The organism is Cryomorphaceae bacterium 1068, from assembly GCA_027214385.1.
Taxonomy (GTDB): domain Bacteria; phylum Bacteroidota; class Bacteroidia; order Flavobacteriales_D; family Cryomorphaceae; genus JAKVAV01.
Genome location: JAPVXR010000003.1, coordinates 374477 through 401475, shown reverse-complemented (window position 1 = coordinate 401475; position 26999 = coordinate 374477). Strand labels below are relative to the sequence as shown.

Here is a 26999-nt window from a genome sequence, read left to right as displayed (position 1 = left end):
ATAAAATGGACGGGCAAAGGTATGGATTTTCTATCCTAAAAACCCCGGATAAAGAGTATGTCCAAGAATCAATTCGCTAAGTCGGGGCTGTTTTCTAATTATTCTCTATTTGAATTTTTTGGGTAGCCGATTTACCGGATTCCGTACTGATTTGGAGAATGTACATTCCTGCCGGAGCATTCAAATGGTATGAAATTATTTCCGAGTGGGAGTTCATGCTTTTCGAATCAATTAATCTTCCCGTTATATCGTAAACCCTGATCTCGCTAATGGACTCTTCACCCAATTCGATATTGAATGCGCCCATAGTCGGATTTGGAAAGACATGAAAATTCAATATTGGCTCAGTAGAGCTTGAACTAAGAAATTCAAAAGGATCAAAACGAACTAGGGCTCCCGCCGAAGGTGGAAAGTCCAGACCTTCCAGCTGACCCGCGACGTAGAGCATTCCGTTCTCATCTTCGAAAATAGCATTTGCCTCTGAATTATTGTTCGTGTACCGAATCTCAGAACCAAGCAATAATCCATTTGGATCAAAGACGGCCACCATAATACCTCTTGACCATGTAATGACGTCTACCGTATCTGAGATAACGCCTCCGACTGCGATGTTACCGTCTGCTAATCTAGTCACGGCAAAAAATGCTTCGCGCTCAGTTGGAGAGATGGAGCCCAAAACAAAACCATCATCGCCAAAATCTTCAATGATCTCTCCATCATTGTCAACCCTGAATATAGTGTGCTTTGCTGCACCTTCTACAGTTTGGAAACCTGCGATAAGAAGCTCTGCTTCTTCGGGAACCATATCAAATTGTGGTGCCATTTGACCCTCGAATACTATGGATGATACTCCGTCAGTGCCAAAATCGGTTATTAGTTGACCTTGAGCATCTATCCTTGTTAGTTTGAAATCAGTGAAAACGTAAAACGCCAAAGAAATGTCTCCATTCGGATGCAAAGTAGCGTTCATGAAATTATCATTGTCGAAATGGTCAATTGTGACAACACCACCTTCACCATACTCATCGGCCAAGGTTCCGTCTGGATTCAACTTTACAACGAAGAGATCACTAAAATCTCCACCTGCCAAGAATATTTCCCCATCGTCGTTTAACAGCATTTTTTCGATCGTCATAAAGTCGGTAGCTGCGTCGATGAAGACTTTTCCATTTTCTCCAAACGAAGGGTTTAACCCACTTCCATCCGCCAAGACCTCGTAAACTATACCAGCCGTACCGTCATTGAAAGAAGTCTGGGCAGCCATCAAGTAATTCCCATCACTCGTCATAGCTATGCCTTTAGGGGCGAAGCTTTCATCTCCTTCGATCATGAAAATTCCGTCATCCCCGAAATTCGTATTTCTGGTTCCATCCAAGTTGTATATGACAATTCCGGGATCATTCACTGCAGGCTCGAAAGAGAGTTGATGAATCGCTGTCACAATATCATTACCAAGTATCAACCGGGCTTCTGTAGTTTCCGTGGAAAAGACTCCCAACGCAGTGAGGACAACATCATCACCTTCAAAAGAGTCGACTGTCTCCTCCTCAAAATCCATATTGTTTCGAGGTAATAATTTATGATTTGAAAATGATTCACTTAGAATACCTTGAACAAAGTCAAAAGAATCGCCTGCATTGACTACTATGGGATCTACTTGCATTTGCCCTGAATTGTTAAACCAAAGCTCATCGTTCACATAGGAAACGTTGAGTGAGGATAGCAATGAGGATGTCACCCTACCCGAAAGCACGCGACAACCTTCTTGAGGATTATCCAATGAGCGACCTACGCGCCACTCTCCAAAATTGGAACTTCCATCTGCATTTTGTTCGGTAACCAAGAGTGGGTCGGGTAAGTTTTGAAAGACCACTACCATGCCCTCGTATTGTTCTGCTTCATAATTCCAACTTTCAAAAATTGCAGGGTCTGGATATTGAGGATTTACGAAGTGTGAAGCATCTTCCGAAAGAACTTCAATATTGGATACAGATTCTAAAACAGTTTCACCATCTACCTCACTTACCATTCCGTCAACACGAATAGAGTCGCCTATATTCAGTGCCTCCAAACCCTCACCACTAAACAAACGTAATCCGCCCCATGCAGCTGCAAATGCTTGTTGAATATAAACTGCTCCCAAATTGTCCCCGCCTATTGTTGAGGTAACAATACCGCTGGTTGTGACAGTCTGGCCCAGAAGAGTGGATGCATCTCCGCCACCTTCTGGTACAGTTTGAATTTGAATAATGGTTACGTTCTGTGCAAGAAGCGCATGGGCGAAGAGCATCAAGAGTGCTAAGTATAGGTACCTCATAATTCATGTTTACATGAATATCGAAAAAAAATCAAAAAGGTGAACAGCAAAATCTAAAAGGTTGCTTATTCAAGTTAACTGTCCTTTTGCGCTTTTAGATCTTAGCGGCCTTGCTATCAAGCTCCATGCTTTCGGAAAGATTGATTACTTTTCACTGACCGTTAAACTGAACCAATCATGAAAAAACTGCTGGCTATTCTCTTTCTGCTGAATCTCACTGTTTCAGCCCAAACTATTTTCGAAAAATCATGGAATTCTCCATATTCATTGACCGTCAGTGATGTGGCTACGGATGGCATGAGTAATAGTTATTTTGCCTGTTCCGGCAACAATATGTTCATTGACTCCACAATGTCGGTGGTCGTTAAAGTAAATGCTGACTTTGAGGTAGCCTGGGCAAATTGGTACCGCACGCTTCGAAGAGATGATTTGGGAAGCATTGAAGTGCTCGCCGATGGAAATATTCTCCTTGGCGGGACGATGCGGCAAGAATTTGCCTTTGATGTTGGAGGAGGCCTAATCAAGATCGATCCTGACGGTGCTGTAATTTGGCAAAAGATGTACAATGGATCTTTTGATGAACGGATTTTCACACATCAGAAATGGCTTCAGGCAATATTGTCTCTGTGATTCGCTATGGCGTTTCTAGTCAACCATCCTCAGTATTGGTAACCGATTCAGAGGGAAGTCTCCAAGCCCGCTATGAGCTTTTTGACGATGGGACAGGAGTTCAAATAGAAGATGTAGTCAAATCCGACAGCGATACCTTCTATGCCACCGGTGAAATATTCGATAATTCAGTTAGCAGAAATGTACCGTTCATTTTGGCCTTTACAGAAACGGAAGCGTTGTGGTTCAAGAAATACGACGTCGGAGAAACGAGTGCGGCTTATTCGATTTCTGTAAATGAGAATAGCGACATATCTATTGCCGGGACCAGGTTTGATCCTGAATCTTCAGGAAAGAGTGTCAACGGTCTGATTTTAAGAACTGATGTCGACGGTGTTGTTTACGATGCAGTTAGAATTTACCGAGAAGGGAATGGATTCAACGAGAGTACTTCTGGAATAGAAATAAGGGACAACGGAAGTGTAGTAGTGGGATTAAACTTTTTATCTGAAAATGGCTTTCTTCCTATTCTTGCAGAAATCAACCTTGACGCAATACTCAATTGGTCGTCAGCGATTGAAAGTGGAGGAGGAACATCGTTTTCCTTTCGGTTGACGTTGGAAGACAACAGATTACTAACGGTTGGTCGCAACTTAATTGGTCAAGTAAGGTTGAATGCCCGTGCCAGTGATGGACAAGCTCCTTGCAATGAAGTGTCCGTGGATATAGATTTGGAGGAAATCACTCCAATGGTAATAAACAGTCCCTTAGAGTTTGACTTGGTCAAGGCATTTACAACCGAACTGCCCATCGAGGTGATACCATGGGAAATCGACGAATCAGAGATCTGCTCCGAGGTCGTTTCCACAAAAGAATATGTTGAGATTCCAGTCGAAGTATTCCCGAATCCAGCGCAGGATAGGGTTCAATTGATCATTCCATCGGGTTACGACAAGTTGGAAATCTATTCGATCGATGGGAAGAAAATCGATCAAGTGAATGTAAGCATAGGCATGAATCAGCTTGATATTGCCGATTTTCCATCTGGGATGTACATCCTCCTTTTTTCTGGTGATTCAGGAATGGTCAGCACAAAGATTTCCAAGCTATAAGAGAGAAGTCTTTTGCTATGAGCTGTTAAAAATGACCAAGGCTAAACGGCTCACTCGCAAATTATCAATACATTTCTCGATATAACGTAGAATTTAACCCAACACTCAAGCTATGACCTTTGCTCTAACCTGTCTAAGAAGCGGTTTCATTTTATTTCTTTCGTTTTTGGTATTGGCTGTTTCGGCCCAGTCCGACAATACGGTGGCCATTGGGGAAAGGATTAGCATCAACTCAGAGGTACTCGGTGAAGAAAGATTCCTGTGGATTCACACACCAATGGGAATGGCTGAAAATTCAGAGATTCCCGTAGTCTATTTGCTAGATGGGTCTGCGCATTTTCAGTCGGTAAGCGCACTAGTAGATTATATGGCTGGCAATGATTTGTGTCCACCTATGATCGTTGTGGGAATAGAAAACACCGATAGAAGTAGAGATTTGAGTCCGACCAAGGCAGATACCACACATCCTTATTCAGCCGGTGGCCGTTTTGCTACAGCAGGTGGGGGGCCTGCTTTCATGAAGTTTATTGAGACAGAATTGTTTCCTTACATCGAAAGCAATTATCCTACAGCGCCTTATCGCATGTTTATTGGTCACTCATTGGGTGGCTTAACCACCATGGATGCATTGCTCCATTACACGGATCTGTTCGACGCATTTATTTCAATAGACCCGTCGATGTGGTGGAGTGATCAATCTCTTCTCAAGGAATTGGAAGCTCAAAACAAAAAGGGCATGTACAAGGGGAAGTCGATGTATTTGGGAATAGCCAATACCCTAAGTCGTGGAACTTCCATTGAATCTGCCAAGGCCGATACATCTATGGATAGCGGACACATTCGAGCGATTATCGCAACCGATGAATTCTTTAAAGCACACCCCGAGAATGACTTGAAGTATGGCAGTAAATACTATCCTCAAGAAGACCATGGATCAGTACCCTTGATCACTGAATACGATGCCTTTCGTTTCATCTTTGATTTTTATCGATTCTATCCGTCAGAATTTAATGATTCTACGCTTGAGAATTTCATCGTGCACAACAAGGTCGTTTCGAAAAACATGGGGTATGACGTAACGCCTTCCGAAGTAATGATAAACGGAATGGGATACGGTTACCTGCAGGAGGAGAAGTTTGAACTGGCTGAGACCGCGTTTCTTCTCAATGTAAAAAATTACCCGAAAAGCGGGAATGTATATGACTCATTAGGCGATTATTATTCGGCTGTCGGCAAAAATGAAAAGGCCATTGAAAGCTTTCAAAAAGCACTGGACATAGAAGAGGCAGCGCATACACGCGAAAAGCTTGAGAGCTTGAAAAATCCTGAGTGATTTCGCTTTCAGATTTCATTTGTCAACCCAATGTTCTTTTGATTCCTTAGTGCATTCCCCCTATTGTAGGCAGCAATCGAGATCAAAATCGCATTATATTCGCCACGATGAATGCTACCGTGATTTCTAAAACGCTCAACTTAGCTGAGCGAAACGTTGCCAGAACACTTACTTTATTGGAAGGTGGTGCGACCATTCCTTTTATTTCGCGGTACCGAAAGGAAATGACGGGAGGGCTGGATGAAGTTCAAATCGAAGCCATTCAGAAATCAAACAGCCAATTGGTCGAGTTTGAGAAGCGCAAGAAAACCATCCTTGAAGCTATTGCGGATCAAGGAAAACTCACCGATGAATTAAAGGAGAGTATTGCCCGAGCAAGAGATCTGAATGCGCTCGAAGATATCTACCTTCCCTTTAAGCAAAAGCGAAAAACCAAGGCCAGCGAAGCGAGGGAAAAGGGACTTGAAGTCTTAGCTGCCGTTATCATGAAGCAGGATGTCAATGACGTTGAATCGACGGCTAGGCGTTTCGTCAAAGGCCAAGTGAAGAATACCGAAGAAGCGCTGGAAGGAGCGCGCTACATCATGGCTGAGTGGATGAACGAGCGCCCGCGAGCCAGAAACGCTATTAGAATTCTATTTGCCAAAAAGGCTGAGATCAGATCAAAGTTGATTAAGGGTAGAGAAGAAGAGGCTCAGAAGTACCGAGACTATTTTGCTTTCTCTGAATTGTTGAGACGCATTCCTGGCCATAGATTGCTGGCCATACGTCGGGCCGAGACCGAGGGCTTCTTACGCGTCTCGATCGAGCCATCAAAAGAGGAAGCAATGGAATCGCTTGAACGAATTTTCGTAAAAGGGACGAGTGAGTCTTCCGCTCAGGTAGCCTTGGCTGTGAAAGATGCCTACAAGCGACTGATCAAGCCGTCAATCGAAACCGAGTTCAAAAATAACAGTAAGGAAAAAGCGGATGACGAGGCCATTCGAATATTTGTCGAGAACCTGCGCCAGCTTCTGCTAACGCCACCAGTAGGGCAGAAGCGAACCTTGGGAATTGATCCTGGATTTAAAAGTGGCTGCAAGACGGTATGCCTCGATGAGCAAGGAACACTGCTTCACAACGAAAACATTTATCCCCATCCACCGCAAAACGATAAGGCAAAGGCCGCAGCTAAGATTGGTCAATTGGTAGAATCTTATCGAATCGACGCTATCGCCATTGGCAACGGTACGGCTGGGAGAGAAACGGAGGACTTCATCAAGAGTCGGGTGCGATTTCGGAAGGATGTAGAAGTGTATGTAGTCAATGAGGCAGGTGCTTCCATCTATTCAGCCTCTTCGGTGGCGCGGAAGGAGTTTCCCGATTACGACGTAACGGTTAGAGGTGCGGTGAGTATTGGAAGGAGATTGATGGATCCTTTGGCCGAATTGGTGAAGATTGACCCAAAGAGCATTGGCGTAGGTCAGTACCAGCACGATGTGGATCAGAATAAACTCAAGGAGGCGCTGGACAGAACAGTGGAAAGTGTGGTGAATCGGGTAGGAGTTGAGCTCAACACGGCCAGTGAGCATTTACTGGCTTATGTATCGGGGCTCGGGCCTAAGCTAGCCGAAAACATCATTGAGTATCGAAGTCAAAACGGTGCCTTTTCCAGTAGGACTGACTTGAAAAATGTGAAAGGAATGGGTCCAAAGGCATTTGAGCAAGCTGCGGGCTTTTTAAGAATAGGAGACGCGAAGAATCCGCTTGACAATTCCGCCGTGCATCCCGAGAGTTATCACGTAGTAAAACGAATCGCCAAGGATCTCGGTCAGCCCGTTTCCGCTTTGGTGGGAGCAAGGGAGGTGCTCAACAGCCTTGATCCGAAAAAATACACCGATGAGAAAGCAGGTCTTCCGACCGTTACCTCCATTATCGAAGAGCTCGGTAAAATAGGTCGAGACCCAAGGGGCAAGCCGAAGATGTTTCAGTTTGATCCGAGGTTGCGGAAGATTGAAGATCTGGAAGTTGGTATGAAAGTGCCCGGTATCGTTACCAACATCGCCAAGTTCGGCGCATTTGTGGATGTGGGTGTGAAGCAAGATGGGCTGATCCATGTGAGTCAAATGGCCGATCGATTTATCAGCGATCCGAATGAGATCGTCAAGCTGCAGCAGCAGCTTGAAGTGAAGGTGGTAGAAGTGGATGTGAAAAGGAAGAGGATTCAGTTGTCGCTAAAGTTTTAACATAGCCAACTGATGATAAGAAATCAGCTCTCTTCCCTGAAGTAGACCTTGTAAAACTTCCCGTTTTCATCCTCATCTCGGGTAATTAGGTTCGGATTTCCGTGAACGTAAATGTGGAAGTTCTTGTCGAGTTTGATGATACTCTTGAAGTTCTTCGTTGACTTTTTAACCGCACGTGGCGAAATATCAAAATCATCTTCAAAGCTGAGTCCTCTTTCTTCAGCTGCTTTGTTTCTAAAGGAGTTAAACTCTTCGATCACCTCGGGCTGAGCGATCACTTCTTCGCTGAAATTGTTCACGTTGAAATTGTCGTTCGTCTTGAAGAATTTCATCGAGTTGGCGAGTAGTTCTGCTTGTTCGGCCTTTGAAACTTCAAACTCCCGATTCATTCCTTCCTTGATGAAGTTCTGGCAGAGATCCATCGCATTCTTGGTCTGGTGGAACTCATCTTTTCGCTCTTTGAGTTGTAAGAAATCATCCATCCAGTATCGAGCTTCCGTGTTTTTATTGGTATTGTCTACCACCGAAACGACATATCCCTCTTCGCGCTCCATATTGTAGATCATGCAGCCTTTGTCGAGCTTATTGATATTCACGCCTTCTTGGCTCTCGATCACAAAACTACCCGCATGTCTTTTTACTTTGATAAACTTGTCCTTGCTCTCTGATTTGAAAAGGCCTACAGCGTCTATTACATTACCTTCTACTTGGCAATTCGTAAAGTAAACCACGTAGAATTCGCCGCTCTTTATCTTGGGGTGTTCACTGATATCATAGAGATGCTTTGCGAGCTTTACCGATTGTTCTTGAAGCGAATCGGAGTTCTCAAATATCTTCGTAACGTATTGGTAAACCTCATTCATCTCCAGCTCATTCACATGACTCAAACGGTGAAAATCCCTTTCGCCGAAAGGCTTAGTGAAATATACTGTTAAACTTTCCAGTGCTTCTTCTGAAACATCAAGTACCTTATCCGAAAGGGTAAGTTCTTCTTCTTTGTACTTATTGCCGACTTGGTGAACGGTGATTCTTTGAATGTCCATTTACAGTGAATGATTTGCTAAGTGAGTAACACTCGTTTTGATTTAGCTGGTCAGCCAAAAGTAGACAATCACAGGACGTTCATTGAAGAAAAAAAGCTGAAAAATGTGGTTTAAACCACCGAGTTGGATTGGGCAGCGGAATGGTTTTGACGAAATCGTTTTCGAATAGCTGTCTCTACTTCGATAGGCAGAACCGGTAAGTTCAAAACATCCCATACACATCGAGCCATAGCCAAACGTACAATACCGGAAACGCTCGAAGCGTCATCAATCAATACAACAGAGTTCCGAGAACTGCGTCTGAAATCTTGATCGAGTAATCGAACAAATTTATTGGCTTCCACTGAAGAGCAGGTGCTATCCAGATAGATCTGCAGAGTGTCTGGTTTTATTCCAATTTGATTCAATAACAAAATGGCCTCACGAACATTGCTCGTGTGATGGACTTTGATATTGCTACCAATTGACGCTACTGCTTGTGATACAGAACGGAATAGACTTTTATTGGGAGAAATAACGAGTACTGAGATTTCATGTTTCATAAGCATTGGTTTTTGGTTAAGGGCATTTTATAGACAATCTTCGCTTTGATTTCCCTTCTTTCGTTTTCACTAGCGGAGTGATTATGTATAAGAGCTTTGGAAAGCTAAGGGCATGCTCAAAACATGTAAGTGCTCTATATCAAAGCGATATCTGCTAATTTGAATTTATTCGAAAAAATAAAAACCAGATAGAAAGCAGTTTTCAGACAACCACTAATGTAAATGCGACGTTACTCTCACAGATAAAGAATTGTTTTTGGTTAATAGTTCAATTTATCTGGCAAATCAAGAGGTTTTGGTTAGCCACATAGGTGCCTGAGTATCCTGTAATCTTGAGATGCAAAAGCCTCGCCTTCCGGTGAGGTTTTTTCTTTTTCCTACTTTGTTTTATAGACTATAAGTAGATTCCCTATCTTCGGGAGATGAGACAACCGCGGGTATTTTCTCTTTTCTTTTTTTTAGTTCTCGCTATACTCGTCTTAGGGTGCACCGAAAAGGTAGATTCTTCAAAGACCGAAAATAAAAAGCACTCTTCTAAGAAGCCTGTTGCTGATTTGTCTGAGATTAAGAATCGCGGCGTGCTGAGAGCAATGACTACTTATAGCGCGACCAGTTATTTCCTATACCGAGGAGAGCCAATGGGATATGAGTATGAGCTTCTGGAGCGATTTGCCGACTACTTGGAGGTGGACTTGGAAATCGTGGTAAGTGACAATATTGACTCGATGTTTTACCATCTTAACAATGGTGAGATAGATCTGATAGCTCACGGACTCACGATTACTCAAGAACGGAAGGAAGATGTGAGCTTTAGCGATTACCTCTATTTGGTGAATCAAGTCTTGGTTCAGCGAAAGCCCGAAAACTGGCGAAAAATGAGGTGGAGCAGAATCGAACGTGATTTGATCAAAGATCCGATAGAATTGATTGAAGATACCGTTTCAGTTAGAAAAAACACCTCCTATTTCGCTCGAATTAAAAATCTATCAGATGAGATTGGTGGAGAGATTCACATTGACACATTGCCGGGAAGACTATCTACGGATGAAATAATTCAGATGGTCGTAAACGGGGACATTGAATATACCATTGCAGACAATAACATCGCGGCTATAAATGCATCATATTACCCCATCCTCGATATCACTGTACCTATAAGCTTTTCACAACGAATTGCTTGGGCTGTCGATAAAAATTCGGATGAGTTATTGACCTCTATGAATGAATGGATCGGTGAAATGAAAAAAGAAACCGACTACTACGTGATCTACGACAAGTATTTCAAGAATAAGCGAGATTTCCGGCGACGGGTGAAGAGCGAGTTTTACAGCATCAATAACAACCGAATCAGCGAGTACGATCCTTTAATTCAAAAGTATGCAAACGAGATAGGTTGGGACTGGAGGCTACTGGCTTCACTGGTCTACCAAGAATCCAGATTTAAACCCGAAGCATCCTCATGGGCTGAAGCTGAAGGATTGATGCAAATCATGCCTTCCACAGCGGAAGAATTGGGAATAGACGATCGATCAGATCCTGAGCAAAGTATAAGTGGAGGTACGAGGTATTTGTACCAGCTGTATTCAAATTTTGAAGAAGTGCCTGATTCTTTGGAGCGAATCAAGTTTACAATGGCTTCATTTAATGCAGGTTTGGGCCATGTGGAAGATGCAAGAAGATTGGCCGAGAAAAGGGGTTTAAACCCGAATGTTTGGGAACGAAATGTGGCAGAGATGATTCTCGCCTTGAGTTACCCTAAAAGTTTCAATGATCCCGTTGTGAGGCACGGTTATTTGCGAGGTATTGAACCGTATACCTATATTTCTCAGATAATGGAGCGCTATAGGCATTACGTCCAATTCATTAATCAAGACGTGGAAAGTTCTCTTGCCTTCATTGAATAACAATAATACACCATATGCTCCCTAAAAAAGTAATCGCTCTGCTCACTTTGGTTTTCGTGAGTGGCCTAATGTCGGGATGTTCATCAGATTGGAAAATTGCTGAAGGTTCTGTTCCTGCAAGTGAATCGTTTGATAAATACATTGACGGAAGTCCTATTTCTGTTGAGTCAAACCATAAGTATTATTCAAACATTCCTTACGGAAATGAGGAGCGAAATGTGTTGGATTTGTGGGTGTCTGAATCAGATGAGCAGAGACCCTTGATTGTCTATATTCATGGAGGGGGATTCCAAGGCGGCGATAAAAGTTCTGCTTGGAACCAACCTTCGAAATATGGGATTGGCCCCGAACAGATCAACGACTTTCTGGAACAAGGCTTCTCTTTTGCTTCGATTAATTATCGCCTCCTCCAGAAGACAGATAAGGAGGGAGTTCTGAAATGCCTGAACGACAGCAAACGAGCCATTCAATTTTTACGGTATCATTCTTCCGAGTTGAATATTAATGCTGAATCAATTGGGTTGGTCGGAACATCGGCGGGAGCTGGAACGGCTTTGTGGATTGGCTTTCATGATGAAATGGCTGAAGCGGGAAGCGATGATCCCGTTACTCAACAATCGAGCCGAGTACAGGCTATAGCAGCGCAAGAAACCCAGAGCACTTATGATATCTTGAGATGGTCGGAAGATGTTTTTCCGAATGGAATATTCACAATGGATAAAATCAGAGGAACAGCTTTGGGAAATCGATTGATGGTGTTTTACGGCGTTGACGATTTTAATCAACTGGAAAGTGACCAAATTGTGAAATACCGAAAAGAGGTGGACATGCTTTCAATGGTCGATTCCGGAGATCCTCCTGTTTACATCTTGAACAAGAAAGACTTCAAGCCCGACAATGGAAATCGAGTGGGGAATCTACTTCACTCGCCTTATCATGCGGTAGCTCTCAGAAAGGTTCTGACAGAAGCGGGCGTATCTCGTCAGATATTTATCCCTGCGGAAGGCAATAAACCGAATCAATCAGCCGCTGATTTTCTTATTGAGCAGTTATCTGCAAAGTGAAATTGCTTCGGGAAGGTTAAATACACTTGAAATAGTCGAAAGTCTCTAAGCAATCATCGCAGCGATAAAGCGCCTTACACGCCGTACTTCCAAACTGAGAAATCAATGACGTTTCTTCGCTTTTGCAGCGCGGACAGCGCACTACTTTTGCTTTAGCGAATAAAGACGCTTTATCCGCAGTAGTTTCCGCAGGGGGTGCGATGCCATAATCTTCAAGCTTTTGTCGCCCTTCTTCCGTCATCCAGTCTGTAGTCCAAGCGGGCGAAATCTTGGTAATGACTTCCACATCAAGTCCTTCTCCGATCAGTTTTTCCTTGACTTCTCTTTCGATTGTATCCATGGCCGGACAACCTGAATAAGTAGGAGTAATGGTCACGGCTACTTTGCCTTCCGGAGAAATGGTAACATCTCTAAGTATTCCTAAATCTCGAACTGAAAGAACGGGAATTTCAGGATCTTTCACATCTTCTAGAAGTGTGTAGATATTTTCTATGGTTCGTTCAACTGGCATTGATTACCACTTTGCGTCGGGCATCATTCGTGGGTAGTATTGCATTTCTGCCAAGATGTACCCCAAGTATTCTGTGTGATTTCCTTTCCGACTTCCGGAAGCCATATATCCTTTGGTGTCGGGAATAGACAGTGTCGCCTTTTCTAATGCGGCAATCATGTCTTTTTCCCAAAGCGCTTTTATTTCATTCAGGTCGGGAACCATTCCTTCCGCCATCAGAATCTCGTCAGCTTCTGTCATTTCAAATAGCTCACCTGTGTATTCCCACAAGAGGTCAACGGCATTTTGCATTTTATCATGACTTACTTCCGTGCCGTCTCCAAGTCTTACCACAAAGTCGGCGCTCAGCTCCCGATGATACGTCACTTCTTTAATGCTCTTCAGAGCAAAGGCTTGCAGGAATTCGCTTTTGCTTGTCTTTAGAGCCTGCAGCAGGTGATAGTAGAACCCATCAAAAAAGAACTGCCGAGTGATAGTTTGTGCGAAATCGCCATTCGCCATTTCTACCAAAAGGTTGTTTCTGAAATCAAACTCATTTCTGTGAAAAGCGAGATCATCTTCCGTTCTGCCTTTTCCTTCTACAACTCCCGCTTCGGTGAGCAGCATTCGCGCTTGTCCGATTAAATCCAATGAAACATTGGTCATGGCTATATCGCTTTCCAATTGGTGAGCGTGTCCGCACCATTCTCCCAAGCGCTGACCCAAAATCAGGGCGTTGTCGCCCAATCGGATCAGGTATTCGTATAAAGCTTCTTCTTTAGTCATCTTACAAATATTTCACTCCTTCAGGAATGGTGTAGAAAGTAGGATGTCGATAGGCTTTGTCATCGGCAGGATCAAAGAATGATTCCGCCTCTTCTTCAGTCGTGGCGTGAATCATGTTGGAAGGAACTACCCAAAGGCTGACGCCTTCTCTTCTACGTGTGTAGACGTCTCGAGCTGCTTTCAATGCCATTTCTGCATCGTGCGCATGAACGCTTCCTGCGTGCTTGTGTGGTATTCCCGGTTTTGATTGAATAAAGACTTCCCAAAGGATGCCTTGTTCGCTTTGATTCGTTTGTTCTTCAGACATGGTGTTAGAGTAGTAGGTAGTTGATGGTATGTTGGTTAAGCCGCAGTTGATTTGCGTGCTTTTTGTTTTTCAGCATAAGCTTTCATGGCATCTCTCACCCACTTACCTTCTCCTTCTGCCTTTTTTCTGGCTTCCATTCTTTTGTGGTTGCAAGGGCCATTTCCTTTTATTACTTGGAAAAATTCTTCCCATTCGATTTCTCCTATTTCCCAGTGTTGTGTTTCCTCATTGAATTTCAAATCTGGATCGGGAATAGTCAAACCTGCGGCTTCTGCCTGTGGAACCGTGCGATCAATGAAGCGCTGACGAATGGTGTCATTGCTCTCCACTTTAATGTTCCACTTCATGGTTTCGGCGCTGTTTTTCGACTGTGCATCAGATGGACCCAGCATTTGAATGGAAGGCCACCACCAGCGGTTCAAGGCGTCTTGAGCCATTTTTTTCTGCTCTGCTGTTCCATTGGCCAGTTGGTATATGATTTCATACCCTTGTCTGTTGTGGAAACTTTCTTCTTTGCAGATACGAACCATCGCACGCGAGTAGGGTCCGTAGGAACCTCGTGCAAGCATGGTCTGGTTTACAATGGCTGCTCCGTCTACCAACCAACCGATGGCGCCAATGTCGGCCCAGGAAAGGGTGGGGTAGTTGAAAATACTGGAGTACTTTGCTTTTCCCGAGAGCAATTGATCGATCATTGTTTGACGATCCACTCCCAACGTTTCAGCGGCACTGTATAGGTAGAGGCCATGACCGGCTTCGTCTTGGACCTTGGCCAGTAGTACTGCCTTTCGGCGAAGGCTTGGGGCGCGTGTTATCCAGTTTCCTTCAGGGAGCATCCCCACAATCTCACTGTGGGCGTGCTGGGAAATCATCCGGATAAGTTGCTTTCGGTAGTTTTCGGGCATCCACTCTTTTGCTTCAATCTTCTGCCCTTTGTCGATCTTCTCTTGAAACAATTCTTCGCGTTCTGCTAAATTCATAATATCAGTTTGATGGTGGCGTAAAAATAACGCATTACACATTCATAACAAAGAAAGCAGACCGTTGTTGGCGCAAGGACTTAGCGAGAGAGTACCAGCTTTTTTGTAGCGGTGTCTCCTGAGGCAGTAGTCAGGCTAATGCTGTAGATACCTGCAGGTAATTGGCTCAAATCAAAAGAGCTATTTTTGGCGCTACCTTGATTCGTGTTTGCAAATACCATTCTTCCCATTTGGTCAAATACGCGGATTGCTTCGATAGGCGATGACCCTTTTGAGCTCACCTGCACTAAACCTTTACTGGGGTTGGGGTAAACTGAAAAGATGTTTGCATCTGAGTTATTCAGACCATCAGAAAGGGTAGTGGTCGAGGGATCAAATCCAAACCCAACAGGCAGGTGATCAGAAACGTTACTGTCATATCCATTGAACCCGCCTGGAAATAAATCATCGATTTGTATGGTAGTAATTTGTGATTCGGGATCCTCCAAAGCAGCAAAGAGTTCATCACTTACCAAAATATGATCGAGGTGAGAAGGCCAGCTTGGGTAAGACCATTGAGATGGGCTAGCCATAGCTATATCCATATCTGCAAAGCGATAATTGGTAGGATCATCAATGTATACCTGAAAAACATTGTTTTGCGGTGCATCGGTCAAGAGATCATTCAAGTCACCTAACATTATTAGGTTTTCCTCACCAAAATGGAAGTCCATATAATCCTTAAGCAATTCCGAAGCATAAGCTCTTCGGGTTTCTTCGTCCCAAAAATCATCGGGATCCAAAATTGTATTGCCGCAACATTTAAAGTGATTATTGATAACCACAAAATCATGCTCACCCATAAACGTCAATTCCATGACCAAAGGTGGGCGAGGAAATGGATTGCCATAGCTACCGTTATCGAAAATCTCGTATTGCTCGTTTACCGTTACGGATTGGGTGTTGTATATAAATCCTAGTCGGGCGTATTCACCGTCTTGGTAATAGCCGTCGTAACCTTGCAGAAGACTCAGGAGATATTCAAATTGTTCCGGCTCATCTATTTCCTGAATGGCGATGACGTCTAATTCGAGCTCTTCGATGATTTCAACCACATATTCAATGGTCGTTTCTCCGTTTTTTGGAAACCATTCAATATTCCAGGTGGCAACATCAAAATGGTTTACCGTTCCAAACTCCAAGTCAATCAAGTCATTGGATTGAGCATTGGAAATGAAACAAGTAAAAAATAAAAAGAAACTGAGGCTTGCAGCACGTATCATAGTAGTCATCAACACATATTTTAGAACGCAAATATGCAATATTTCTCTTCTTAGCGGTAAACAGAAAGTCCAACTGAATAAGACTCTTAAATCAACAAAAGATGTAAACTATCCCTTTAAGGACATCAGATTCGGACAAGTCAATATTGAATTAAAGTAATGACCTGACTAGTCTGGTTATATCAAGTGATTTTGAATAATAGAGGTTCTATTTTAATAAGTATCAAATCACGGGACGAGCTTATTCCTTTAGAATTCCCGGTTTTCGACGAACAAGACAAACACAAAATTGATGTCTGCTTAACATTCCAATGATTGCTCATTTTGTAGTTTCTTTTACTTGCAGTCAAAGCTCAGGTAAGTCTAAAAAGATAAGAGAAACTTATGATCAGAAAAGGCTCAAGAAAATGGGTAGGGTATAAAATCTCGAAAGCCCTTCACGTTTGAAGGGCTTTCGAGGCTATGAAACAGAAAAACTATCTTGGAACACCGTGAGACGATTTAGAGTGAGACGATGAAAGAATGATATCCCACAGTGCTGTTTTCCAAGCATGATGCTAAGGTAGTAATATCTCTTGCATTTATGCAAGGAGAACAAGAAAAAAATCCTAAAAGTGGGAATCGGAAGGTTTTGCAGTTAAAATTGGTCTAGGTGATTTTAAAGAGAATGAAGATATTTCGATTCGAGATAAGCAATATCAATCATCACAATTGGCATTTCTTGATATTAATTGATGTGAATCTTATAGGATTGAGTCATTAATTCAAATCAGATTGCTCGATATATAAAACTTACTTATGTCTTCGTGGGTGGGAACTTTCTAAAGTAGAAATTCAAGAAAGACTCGTTTCATGTCTAAAAAAAGAATGTCGATTCCTAGAGATCAATAATTAAGATGATGCTTCTACACCATCAGTTGTTAAAAAGCGGTAAAGCTGGAACTAAGTTAACAGAGGCATTATTTTTCAATCTATATTTCCGCTTAATACCCGTACGCTGGTTTTCCGAAATCCGGATTCTCGAGTTGGTTTAAATCCAGATAAATTGAAAATTACTGCTTCTTACAATTGCAATGTCTTTTTGTTAATTCTTGGACTTGTTTTGAGTCAACTTTGTTCGGGACAGAATGATACCATTCCTTTTCGGTTGACGAACCACAATAATATTTTGGTTGAGGCGATAGTAAATACTGAAGATTCTCTAACGCTAATGTTTCATACTGCCGGGGGCTCCGTCTCTTTAACGAAGGAGGGAGCTTCAAAACTAAAGTCCATTGCATGGACCTCCGATCAAGAGGTATATAGCTGGGGTGGGCAGAGTCAATCTCGAGTCAGTGAGAACAATTCATTCACAATCGGTGCGATGGTTGTTGATAGTCTCCACCTAAGGGAAACGACAAATTCAGGTCCTGAGTCAGATGGTAAGGTCGGTTTGGATTTTTTTTTCGGGAAAGCGGTCGAGATAAATTTCACGAAGCAGATTCTGGTCATACATCCCGTCACACCTACTTTGCCTCAAGGGTATACCAAAATACCGACAGATTATGTAGATGGGATGATATTTTTGACAGCTTCTGCCGTATTGAACCATCAAGTGTATCAAAATCAATTTTTAATTCATTCGGGTTATGGAGGAGCCATTCTTTTCGATGATGGTTTTGCTAAGGACAACGACCTAAGCAGTCGAATTGAAATTACCTCCGAGCAAAAGCTACAGGATTCTTATGGAAATACTCTGTTGACTAAGAAAGGAAGTCTACCCGAATTTAGGCTTGGGGAGGTGTCTTTTAAAAATATTCCGGTTGGTTTTTTTGAAGGATCCCTTGATCAGCAAAAAGTAAGCTTGATGGGAGGAGATTTAATCAAGAGATTCGACATAATTATAGATACCGATAGGGAGTACTTATATCTCAAATCGAATGAGAAGAAGGATGAGGCGTACACCATTTTTTATTAAGTAAAGCTAGAGCACTCTGGCCTTCAATAACGGCCCACTAATAATTCGCATCCTTCTTATTCCATAAAACTGTTATTCTGATCCGTTCGGGTGACAGCTGTAACAAGCGTTACTTTCGTAGACATAGCCGGACACTTCATCGTGATCATCCGCTAAGTCGCCCGGGTTATCGTGTTCGTGGCATTGGATGCAGCTGAAAAGACTGTAATTGCCAGGTGTGGTGTGGCATTCGTCGCAGGTGTTCCATTCTTCATCGTGTTTCCCGGAGAAAATAGGGAAGTACATCCCATCGTGTTGGTCGAAAATAGCCGACTCCCAATTATTGGTGGTGTGGCACTCGAGGCAGTTTGTGCCGAAACCCGCATCTATGTGATCCGGAGAATCTACATTGTTAAAGTCGTCCTCGTGACACGAGATGCATTCCGGCGAAGCCGCAGCATAATCATTTCCATCGTGACATTGATTGCAATCCTGAATATCGTGTCCTCCTTCTAGCGGGAAGAATAAGTGGAAGCTTTCAGATCCCCAGTTCTCAGCGGTCGGGCTGTGGCATTCGAGACAATCCGTTGAGAAACCTGCAGCTTCATGGTCAGGTTCGTCGGTGGATTGAAAATCGTCAAGGTGGCATGATACACATTCCGGTGAGGCCGCAGCATAGTCAGTACCCTCGTGGCATTCATTGCAATCCTGGATATCGTGGCCCCCTTCGAGCGGAAAGAACATATGAAAATCACCGGTTCCGCCCCAACCCGGTGTAAAGGGATCATGGCATTGCGCGCAGTCAGTTGAGAAACCGGCATCTTGATGATTGGGCTCAGAGGTAGCGTCAAAGTCATCTTGGTGGCAAGACACGCACTCGGGTGATGTATTGGCGTAATTGTCGTCCAGGTGGCATGCGGCACAGTCGTCAATATCGTGACCTCCTTCCAGCGGGAAGAAAACGTGGAAATCATCGACCATCCAGTCTTGTGCCAAGGGTGCATGACATTCGGTGCACTCGGTCGAGAATCCCGCCAATTGGTGGTTGGGCTCCAAAGCAGCCATGTAGTCTTCCATGTGACAAGACACGCATTCGTTGCCTATTCGACTCCATTCGAGTTCACTCTCATCGAGGTGGCAGTCCGTGCAGTCGGCTACCCGGTGTTGTCCCAAAAGCGGGAAACCATTTTGCTCATGCAATTCGGGTATGTTATTGACCAACCAACTTTCTGAATCGTGGCAGCGTACGCAATCATTTCCTACCGACATGTTGTGGATATCGGTGTGACAGTCCACACAATCATTGCCAACTTCGTCGAATACCAAGGTGGTATGGCAGTCTTTGCAGGTAATTTCTTCGTGACGACCTTCCAGCTCAAAACCAACCGAGTCGTGTGAAAAGGTCATAGTCTCTAAATCCACAGACCAACCGCCCGGGTTATGGCAGTCTTTACAGTCTACGATAAAATCATTACCGTGAGGGTTCTGCGCCGAAACAGAACCTGCGACCACTAAAACTAGGAGTGCTATGAATGATAGTCTTAGCATTCGAATTTTTCACATTTGTAATTTATTTGCACCATGTTGTTTTCAAACTTTTTCGACCAAAGGTGTAAACGGCAATCATCAAGGTAATATTTCTCACTGATAATTCCATCGTGAATGTCTTCGTGGCAATTTTTGAAGAGAATAAAACCTGAACCCGATAAATCTCAAGCCCGAATGAATCCTGTCAATTCTCTTTGCATTAGCATACATTTTAAGTACTGCCTTCATTCTTAGTAATAGAACAATAGACCTCATGCCCCAACAGCTTTTTTGCGCCAATAGGCGAAAGCGCTAATTACCGCCACGATCGTTACGGCTAAGTATACCCAGTCGGGAATCGGAACGGGATCTCCCGCGGCATACGAGTGCAATCCCGAGAGGTAGTAGTTTACCCCGAAGTAGGTCATAATGACCGAGGACAAACCGAAAAGCGTGGCGAAATTATAAGCGAAAAGACTCTTCAATCCGGGAATCAGCCGCATGTGCAAAATGAATGCATAGACCAGAATCGAAACGAGAGCCCAGGTTTCTTTGGCGTCCCAGCCCCAATAGCGTCCCCATGATTCGTTGGCCCACACTCCACCGAGATAAGTTCCCACACTAAGCATTACAATGCCTCCGATCAGGGTCATTTCGCTGATATAAGACATTTCTTTAATCATGCGAAGTATTCGCTTTTTGCTGGCTTTACGCATTACCGCGTAAAGCATCAGGTTGATCAATCCGATAATGGCTCCGAGCATGAGGAACCCATAGCTACCCGCCTCCAGGCTCACGTGAATGGTAAGCCAGTACGAGCGTAGAACGGGAACCAATGGGGTGATTTCTGGGTCGAGGTAACTTAAAAGCGCTATTAGCAAAACAGTTCCTGACAGCACCAAGGTAGCTGCCATTCCGCCCAATGAACGTCGGGTGAATAACAATCCTGCCAAGGTGGCCGTCCAGCCAATGTAGATCATGGACTCGTATCCGTTGCTCCACGGTGCTCGTCCCGAAACATACCAGCGCAAGCCTAATCCTGCGGTGTGAGCCACAAAACCAATGACCACCAGCGCGAGGAAAATATTCTGCATGCGTGAAATGCCCGAGTTCGGACGGAAAACCGTGTAAAAAAGCAATACGAGGAATAGGAGACCCAGAGAAAAGTAATAAAGCGCTAGGCGATTAAAGACCTTCGATTTATTCAGGATGATCTCTGTTTTCAATTTTGCAGATGAAGGTATTACGGCTTTACCATAGGTGTTTTGATAATCTTTCAATTCTGCAAGGATCTGATTGGGATAGTTGTAATTGCCTTCATGAAGAGCCGAATGCAGGGATTGACGGTATTCTTTAAAGAATTTGGTTGCTACGGAACGATCCTGTTCTTGATGGCCCTGGAAGCGTTCTGATACCCACGTGTTATTGGGATCATTTTCCAACGGGATGACTCGAAAGAAGCTACCTGAAAAAACCATGGTGACAATATTCAATCGCTCGTCAACCTTTATGATTTGTTTTTCAAATATCCCGCGCTCCGCGGGTTTCGTATTGTTTGCTTCTTGGACTGCATTTCCCAGCTTATACTTGCCATCCCGACTAAAGAAATCGCGGTAAGCTGCCTTCTCTCCGTCTTTTATACCGATCAATTCACTCACTCCATTGTGGGCACCTATTGAAATTAGAGGTACGGCATACCAAGATGTTTTGTCGGCATACATCGACAGAACCACTTGATCGGCGTTAAAGCCCCTGTAACTTTCACTTCCTGAAATTTTTCTGAGCAGCTCACGGTTAAGCGTATGCAAAGGCTTCATCCTGCCTCGAAAGTCTTGCACCACAATTCGACTTGCCAATTCTGCATGACTGGCGTCAACGACCTTCAATTGAGGCGCAACTGCTTGTTGAGCGTTTAAATCTGCAGAAGTCAGACCCATGAAAAGGAACAGTGGAAGTAAAACGGCAGCACCTCTTAGTTTCTTAATATTTTGCGTTAATTGATGAAAACGCGTGTTTTTGCTGAAGAATACCAGCACCAAGCCAAGCGTCAGTAGGATGTATCCAATGTAGGTCACCACCGTTCCGGGCGCGTCGTAGTTTACACTCAGGTAGGAGCCTAGCTCATCGCGGTCGTAAGATGATTGAAAGAAGCGATAGCCCGCATAGTCCAAGACATTATTCATGTAAATACGGTAATCCTCCTCAAGACCGGCGCGAGAATCTGTCAGTGTGACTTCTGATGCAAAGGAAGCAGGGCTATTGGTTCCGGGGTAGCGATCAATGATGAAGTCGTTTAAATAAATACTAAACGGCAGCTCGATTATCCTGGAGCCATAAGAAACCGATAGAAGCAAGCCTTCACCGGCAAATACTTCCGGTCGACCGAGTGTTCCCTTTGATCCCATTACGTAACGCTCAAAGTTTTGATCGCCAATCGATACTTTCAATAAAATGGCTATCGTGCTCGAGTTTTCGATCTTTTGGTCTCCCGCTTTCATTTGAACCTTCGCCGCGGGCAGAAAATCGCCGAATACGAAAGCTTGAGAACCATTGTTATAAAGCGACCTCAGTTTAAGCGGATGGCGGACGAAGGCCGCAAGTGTATCAACGCTGCGATCTGCCATAACCATCTGCACCAAATCGCGGTCAGTTTGTAAAGAGAGTTGACCATCAATCAATCGAATATTAACAGCACCGGGAATGTCTTCTTCCGTAAAGTTGAATTTCACTCCTTGCAGCTGTTGTTTGTCGCCCGGATGTAAAAAGTATTCCTCGCGGCCCATCTCACTCCCGAAAACTACCTTCAAGGTTGCCGGCCCTTTCGGGTCAGACACCATTGACTGAACGGGATTGGGAATCACTTCTCTTACGACTACGTTTACCTTCTGGTCTCCGACGAGGTAAGTTTCATCCATTTCATTGTCACCTATAGACGCGAAAAGGACAGATTCATAAAATTGAAAATCCTGCCCTTTGTATTGAGCCTTGTAATTCAGGTAGGTGTCATTTGAATAGATCACATTGGAGGACTCGGTCTCTCGAATGTGCATCACACCCTCATAACCGAAATACCTCGTGATACCGGCTCCAATAATGATCACAACCATAGCCGAATGGAATATCAACAAAGCCCATTTGCGTCTTTGAACGAACCTGAATTGAATCACATTGACGATTAGGGTAATGCAGAACAACACCAACAAAACCTCAAACCACGTAGATTGATAAATCAGTTTTTGTGCAGCAGAAGTGCCAAAGTCGTTTTCGATAAAGGTGGCCGTTCCTATAGCTGCTGCAAAAATAATGAGATAGGCTCCCGCAGCCTTTGTGTTGAAGAGCGTCAACAAAATTTTGGAAAAGGAACTTTTTGCTTTTGCCATTTAGGGTTGCGGTTGAGCGTTTTCCATGATGAGGTCGTAAACATAGCCGGCACCAAAGTCGCGGCTTAGCGATATGGTTCCTTCAAATATCATGGAGTGACCGACAGGAACGGATGTTTGAGAGGTGAGCACAAAATCGAATTCATCGGCTGTCCCATCCTTTATGTGCAGCCAATTGCGGTCCATGATATTGGCGTTGACTTTTACCACTTCCCCATAAACTTTAATCTTTTGGTCCTTGTATTTCTCGGGATCATTTACCACTTCAGCAAGATCTACGATATCTTCCTGATCGGGCTTCTTAAATTGATTTCCAACTGTTTTAGGAGCTTCATCAGCGCTCTTGGTCAAAGGGACTGCCTGCCCGTCGAGTAGTCTGATCTTCGAGACAAGGTAGAGCCTATCAAAGACGCGGTCGTATTCCGTACTTTTAAAATTGGTCTTTAAAAGGCCTCCTTCGTAAATGATTTTCTGACCTTCTTGAAATTCTGATTTCATCGATGCGATCCAATAAGGTTCTTCTTCGCCTTTCCGCACGCGCAAGTAGGAGTACTTCGAGGTTTTCAAAACTTCCACGATCTCTACCTCGTGGATGTTGTTATTGGACAATTCATCAGGTGTGATGGCTCCATTTCCGGGAGAGTCACCAAAGATGCCGGTCGATGAAGATCCGCTGCTACTTTTGTTTTCTGGTTCTACCCTTTGTTCCCCCGAGCAAGCAGCTAAAAACATCAGGAGAATGAAAGAATGACGAATGAGTGAAGTGTGTTTCATTATTAGAATCTCTTAATCAAGTTTGTGTTGAATCGATGGTATATAAAATCGCCTCTTTGCGAATATTCGTAATCAGCTCCGATACTCAGGTTTTTCGCAATGTCGTAATCCAAATCCAGAGAGAGGTATGTCTGATTGAAGGCAGCCCCATCGAAGTTGATGTAGTTGTAAGAGACAAGTCTGGCGTTAGGGGATACCGATAGTTTCCCTTTGAAAAAATCCCGGGTATACCGAGTAGAAAATGAGTTGTATGTGTAGTAAGTGTTCTGATTTGTGGTAAAAACATTCGACCAGCGTCCACCAATGATTGGAATTCTTGCAAAGCTTAAAAACACGTTGATGCTGGTAAAAGTGTTGTGGTTGTCGCTTTGTGTGCGCTGACTAAAACCTGCTCCTGTATAAATGCTGCGAGAAAGATTGTAATTCACTCGAAGCCGATAACCATTTCGATACGGGTCATTAGTGATCAGGCGGTTGAGGCTTTCAGAATAGGATGCGTACAAGATTCGGTTTCGACGCATATCGTAAGAAGCTGTAATACGCAGTTTGCGTGATACCCTGTAATTGGCCATGACGTAAAAAGAGGTAGGTCTAACTCCGCTTTCCTCGTTACCGATAACGTCTGTTTTGTAAATGTCCATCTCAGCGGTAGCAAATAAATTGATATTATCGCCAATTCGGTTGCGGTGCTGGGCAAAAACATAGCGACGGTCGGTGGCTCCCGTGTTGCGTTGGTCGATTACTCCGAAGGTTGTGCTACTTATCTTTTTCTTGTCGTGGTAGAGGCCGACGTATGCACCGTATTGAAATAAGTCCGGGTTGACGCCATAGGTCCTGGGATCCGTTCGGGAACCTACCACTGCGCCGACATAGGAGTTGCGAAATCGCTTTTCTGCGTTCAGGCCATCCATTGCACCTACCGATAACATTCGGTTATTGATCTGTCTACCGATACTTACCGTCAGACTGGAGTCAGCATCGTACTGCAGGGCCAACTCGTAAATACTCATACGGCTGTCATTACTCCGGAGGCCGTTGCGTTCAATTTTATTGTAGCGAAAGCGTGAATAGCTGTAAAACGAAAACTTCGATCCGCCGATATTTTCTGCATCCAGAGCTAGTCGACCCAACGTGCGGCTATTGAGATCGCCGTTTCCCGCAGTAGTATTGTTTGCCAAAGAAATTCGCCCGTCGATATGATCTGTAAGGACTTTTTTAGGAGGGGCATTCACCTTCACGGAGTTCGTATCCACTGCTAGAGAATCTTTGACAAAGTCCGAGGCTTGCTCGATTTCTTCTTTATCGTCCTTCTTCACGGAAGGAGTATAGAAATACACCACTTTATCGCCTTTTTCAAATTTACAGTCTGAAATAGGCTCAGCAATGCAAGAAACAGATGATTTCTGCTTTAGTACGAGGCAAGGCTGATTCTTTCCTCCTACATTTTGATAGATGGTGTCGTTGAGTTGAAGTAGGTCTGTATTGTCAAAGCGCAAATAGACATTTTGTGAAGTAATGAAACTCACGGTACCATAAAGCGCTTCCTCCTGTGCGATCAATTCCGCACTAGGAAACATCAAAACTGTGGTCAGCAATGTTGCTATCCGAATCCAGTGTTCGTTAAGACCTATTCGCTTCATTCATTTTCATTTAGACTAATCTGAGCCGGTTGGATGACAATCAATACAACTAAAAAACCATAATTCTCAGGCGTCGCATGGCAGTCTTTACATTCCAAAATCATCCCTTCACCATGCGGATTTTGCGCCGATGCCGAACCTACATAAACCAGTAGGAGCACGATTATGAATGACAGTCTATACATTCAAATTTTTCAATCTTATAATCAGTTCGCTCTACATTGTCTTCAAATATTTTTGCCTTGTGGCAAGCCTTACAGTCAATTTCAAGATGCTTTCCTTCCAAGGGGAAACGCGTACTGCTGTGATCGAATCCATCAGCGTTCCACGTTTTTGCTACCGTATGGCAACGCGTGCAATCGGTTACACCATCCACTTCGAACTGCGAACCGTGCACGTTTTCGTGGCAAGTGATGCATGCATTATCCAATCCACTAAACTCTTGATTTAACAGCTCTCCTGATTCGGAAAAATCGAGGTGACACGCGCGGCAGGAAATCTCGTTGTGCCTGCCCTCCAACTCGTAATTCGTTGTGCCGTGATCAAAGATTACTTCTTTCCACGTGTCCGAATTGTGGCATTGGGTACAGTCATCATCAGGGTAATACTTCTCGCTGATAACTCCATCGTGTATATCGTCGTGGCAATCGACGCAGCTTTCGCCAATTCCTTCAAATTCCCATCGGTCTTCGCTCACATGGCAGGCAAAGCAAGGGGTCGCAATGTGTGCACCTTCCAGAAGAAAAGAAGATTCTTGGTGCTCAGAGAGGCCGTAAAGGGTATATGAAAACGGAGATTCCAGTGTATGGCAGTCTTGACAATCGGCAGTGGGATTGTCATCCGTCAATTGTCCACGGTGATAATCTTTGTGGCAACTCTTGCACTTGCTGTGATCAATGTTCTTCGTGTATGAGCCCGATGTGTGGCACTTACGGCAATCTAAACTGACATGCATTCCTTCCAGAGGGTAATCGGTGAGGTTGTGGTCAAACTTAATCCCCGATTTAAGCACATGCCAGTCGTTTTCGCCATGGCAATCGGTGCATTTGGCACCGAAACTACCGTCGTGCGGATCGTTATGACAGTCGGTGCAATTGGCGAATTCCAGATCCGTGAACTCTTGGAATTCCTTTCCGTTGCGGGTTGTTTCCTTGTGACATTCTATGCAATCTACTTCGCGGTGAGCCCCTTTTAGCTTAAAGTCTGCCTGATCGTGGTCAAATCCTGATGCAGGCCGCCATTTATCGAAGTCGTGACATTGAGCACAATCTTTTTCGAGGGTACCTTGGTGAAAATCGTCGTGGCAATTCAAACAGGCCTTCTCGAGTCCTAAAAAAGTGCCATCGCGCTTCCGCAAATCGGCAATGGTAATGTTATCAGGCTTATGGCAATCGCGACAGTCGATCACTTCGTGTTTGCCTTCGAGCAGATAACCCGTGAGCTGGTGGTCAAAAGCGTCTTGGTCAAATCGATCCATTTCGAACTTACGGCCGTGGTGTTCGCTGTGGCAATCGATACAAGTTTTAGCCTGCACTTCTTTCGACGCATGATAGCCGCGGTCTGCGGAGATCAGCGTTTGAACTTCTTTGTGGCAGTCGAGGCATTTTTGATCGGGCACCTTTTTGCCGATGGAGTGGCACTCCGTGCAGTTGCTAATTCCCTCGAGGTGCTTGTGTGCCTCCGACAGATCGCCCGGTGAAAGTTGCGCCACTGCAAGGTGGGCCACTAACACACAACAAACTGATATGAAGATGTTCTTCATCAAGGG

General features: G+C 44.1%; 21 protein-coding genes. 7 read left to right on the top strand and 14 right to left on the bottom strand.

Annotated features, from left to right (window positions below; all coding sequences use genetic code 11):
* Positions 1 to 94: 94 nt before the first annotated feature.
* Entirely contained in the window at positions 95 to 2317 is a 2223-nt protein-coding gene (locus O3Q51_06755) for a T9SS type A sorting domain-containing protein (protein ID MCZ4408500.1), read from the bottom strand.
* Positions 2318 to 2494: 177 nt separating this feature from the next.
* On the opposite strand from O3Q51_06755, the gene O3Q51_06750 reads away from it, so the two are divergent.
* The 4 genes from O3Q51_06750 (at position 2495) to O3Q51_06735 (ending at position 7596) form a co-directional block, all read left to right on the top strand.
* A complete protein-coding gene (locus tag O3Q51_06750) occupies positions 2495 to 2947 on the top strand; it encodes a hypothetical protein (GenBank protein MCZ4408499.1) in 453 nt (150 codons plus the stop codon).
* The gene (locus tag O3Q51_06745; protein MCZ4408498.1) at positions 2920 to 4038 is read left to right on the top strand and encodes a T9SS type A sorting domain-containing protein; all 1119 of its coding nucleotides are present in this window, start codon (positions 2920 to 2922) and stop codon (positions 4036 to 4038) included. The genes O3Q51_06750 and O3Q51_06745 overlap by 28 nt, the downstream gene beginning before the upstream one ends.
* A 112-nt stretch (positions 4039 to 4150) precedes the next feature.
* Positions 4151 to 5371 carry an alpha/beta hydrolase-fold protein gene (locus O3Q51_06740; protein MCZ4408497.1) on the top strand — a complete coding sequence of 407 codons (1221 nt, stop codon included), beginning with the start codon at positions 4151 to 4153 and terminating at the stop codon, positions 5369 to 5371.
* 107 nt (positions 5372 to 5478) lie between these two features.
* The gene (locus tag O3Q51_06735) at positions 5479 to 7596 is read left to right on the top strand and encodes a Tex family protein (GenBank protein MCZ4408496.1); all 2118 of its coding nucleotides are present in this window, start codon (positions 5479 to 5481) and stop codon (positions 7594 to 7596) included.
* Between the two features lie 23 nt (positions 7597 to 7619).
* On the opposite strand, the gene O3Q51_06730 is transcribed toward O3Q51_06735, so the two are convergent.
* A complete protein-coding gene (locus O3Q51_06730) occupies positions 7620 to 8639 on the bottom strand; it encodes a nucleoid-associated protein (protein MCZ4408495.1) in 1020 nt (339 codons plus the stop codon).
* Between the two features lie 110 nt (positions 8640 to 8749).
* Complete coding sequence (locus tag O3Q51_06725) at positions 8750 to 9181, bottom strand: hypothetical protein (GenBank protein ID MCZ4408494.1); 432 nt, start codon at positions 9179 to 9181, stop codon at positions 8750 to 8752.
* A gap of 422 nt (positions 9182 to 9603) precedes the next feature.
* Here O3Q51_06725 and mltF point away from each other — a divergent pair, with 422 nt between their 5' ends.
* Together mltF and O3Q51_06715 are read left to right on the top strand one after the other, a co-directional pair.
* The gene (gene mltF / locus O3Q51_06720) at positions 9604 to 11085 is read left to right on the top strand and encodes a membrane-bound lytic murein transglycosylase MltF (GenBank protein MCZ4408493.1); all 1482 of its coding nucleotides are present in this window, start codon (positions 9604 to 9606) and stop codon (positions 11083 to 11085) included.
* Positions 11086 to 11099: 14 nt separating this feature from the next.
* Complete coding sequence (locus O3Q51_06715; protein ID MCZ4408492.1) at positions 11100 to 12149, top strand: alpha/beta hydrolase; 1050 nt, start codon at positions 11100 to 11102, stop codon at positions 12147 to 12149.
* A 16-nt stretch (positions 12150 to 12165) separates the two neighbouring features.
* On the opposite strand, the gene paaJ is transcribed toward O3Q51_06715, so the two are convergent.
* The 5 genes from paaJ to O3Q51_06690 all read right to left on the bottom strand — a co-directional run bounded on the left by paaJ (position 12166) and on the right by O3Q51_06690 (position 15983).
* Positions 12166 to 12660 carry a phenylacetate-CoA oxygenase subunit PaaJ gene (gene paaJ / locus O3Q51_06710; protein ID MCZ4408491.1) on the bottom strand — a complete coding sequence of 165 codons (495 nt, stop codon included), beginning with the start codon at positions 12658 to 12660 and terminating at the stop codon, positions 12166 to 12168.
* A gap of 3 nt (positions 12661 to 12663) precedes the next feature.
* Entirely contained in the window at positions 12664 to 13425 is a 762-nt protein-coding gene (paaC, locus tag O3Q51_06705) for a phenylacetate-CoA oxygenase subunit PaaC (protein MCZ4408490.1), read from the bottom strand.
* 1 nt (position 13426) lies between these two features.
* Positions 13427 to 13732, bottom strand: coding sequence for a 1,2-phenylacetyl-CoA epoxidase subunit B (gene paaB / locus O3Q51_06700; protein ID MCZ4408489.1), 306 nt, complete (start codon positions 13730 to 13732; stop codon positions 13427 to 13429).
* Positions 13733 to 13767: 35 nt separating this feature from the next.
* On the bottom strand, positions 13768 to 14712 hold the full coding sequence (gene paaA, locus O3Q51_06695) for a 1,2-phenylacetyl-CoA epoxidase subunit A (protein ID MCZ4408488.1): 945 nt from the start codon (positions 14710 to 14712) through the stop codon (positions 13768 to 13770).
* Positions 14713 to 14792: 80 nt separating this feature from the next.
* Entirely contained in the window at positions 14793 to 15983 is a 1191-nt protein-coding gene (locus tag O3Q51_06690) for a T9SS type A sorting domain-containing protein (protein MCZ4408487.1), read from the bottom strand.
* A 1036-nt stretch (positions 15984 to 17019) separates the two neighbouring features.
* Here O3Q51_06690 and O3Q51_06685 point away from each other — a divergent pair.
* Positions 17020 to 17931, top strand: a complete 912-nt coding sequence (locus tag O3Q51_06685; GenBank protein MCZ4408486.1) for a hypothetical protein — start codon at positions 17020 to 17022, stop codon at positions 17929 to 17931.
* Positions 17932 to 18003: 72 nt separating this feature from the next.
* Here the strand turns inward: O3Q51_06685 and O3Q51_06680 are convergent, their stop codons facing one another.
* The 6 genes from O3Q51_06680 to O3Q51_06655 form a co-directional block, all read right to left on the bottom strand.
* Entirely contained in the window at positions 18004 to 19458 is a 1455-nt protein-coding gene (locus O3Q51_06680) for a hypothetical protein (GenBank protein ID MCZ4408485.1), read from the bottom strand.
* 251 nt (positions 19459 to 19709) lie between these two features.
* Entirely contained in the window at positions 19710 to 22817 is a 3108-nt protein-coding gene (ccsA, locus tag O3Q51_06675; protein ID MCZ4408484.1) for a cytochrome c biogenesis protein CcsA, read from the bottom strand.
* Positions 22818 to 23591 (bottom strand): GW dipeptide domain-containing protein, encoded by a 774-nt coding sequence (locus O3Q51_06670; protein ID MCZ4408483.1) that lies wholly within the window; start codon positions 23589 to 23591, stop codon positions 22818 to 22820.
* A gap of 2 nt (positions 23592 to 23593) precedes the next feature.
* On the bottom strand, positions 23594 to 25231 hold the full coding sequence (locus O3Q51_06665; GenBank protein ID MCZ4408482.1) for a hypothetical protein: 1638 nt from the start codon (positions 25229 to 25231) through the stop codon (positions 23594 to 23596).
* Positions 25228 to 25416, bottom strand: coding sequence for a hypothetical protein (locus O3Q51_06660; GenBank protein MCZ4408481.1), 189 nt, complete (start codon positions 25414 to 25416; stop codon positions 25228 to 25230). The genes O3Q51_06665 and O3Q51_06660 overlap by 4 nt, the downstream gene beginning before the upstream one ends.
* Complete coding sequence (locus O3Q51_06655) at positions 25395 to 26993, bottom strand: hypothetical protein (protein ID MCZ4408480.1); 1599 nt, start codon at positions 26991 to 26993, stop codon at positions 25395 to 25397. Before O3Q51_06655 ends, O3Q51_06660 begins: the two co-directional genes overlap by 22 nt.
* Positions 26994 to 26999 lie beyond the last annotated feature (6 nt).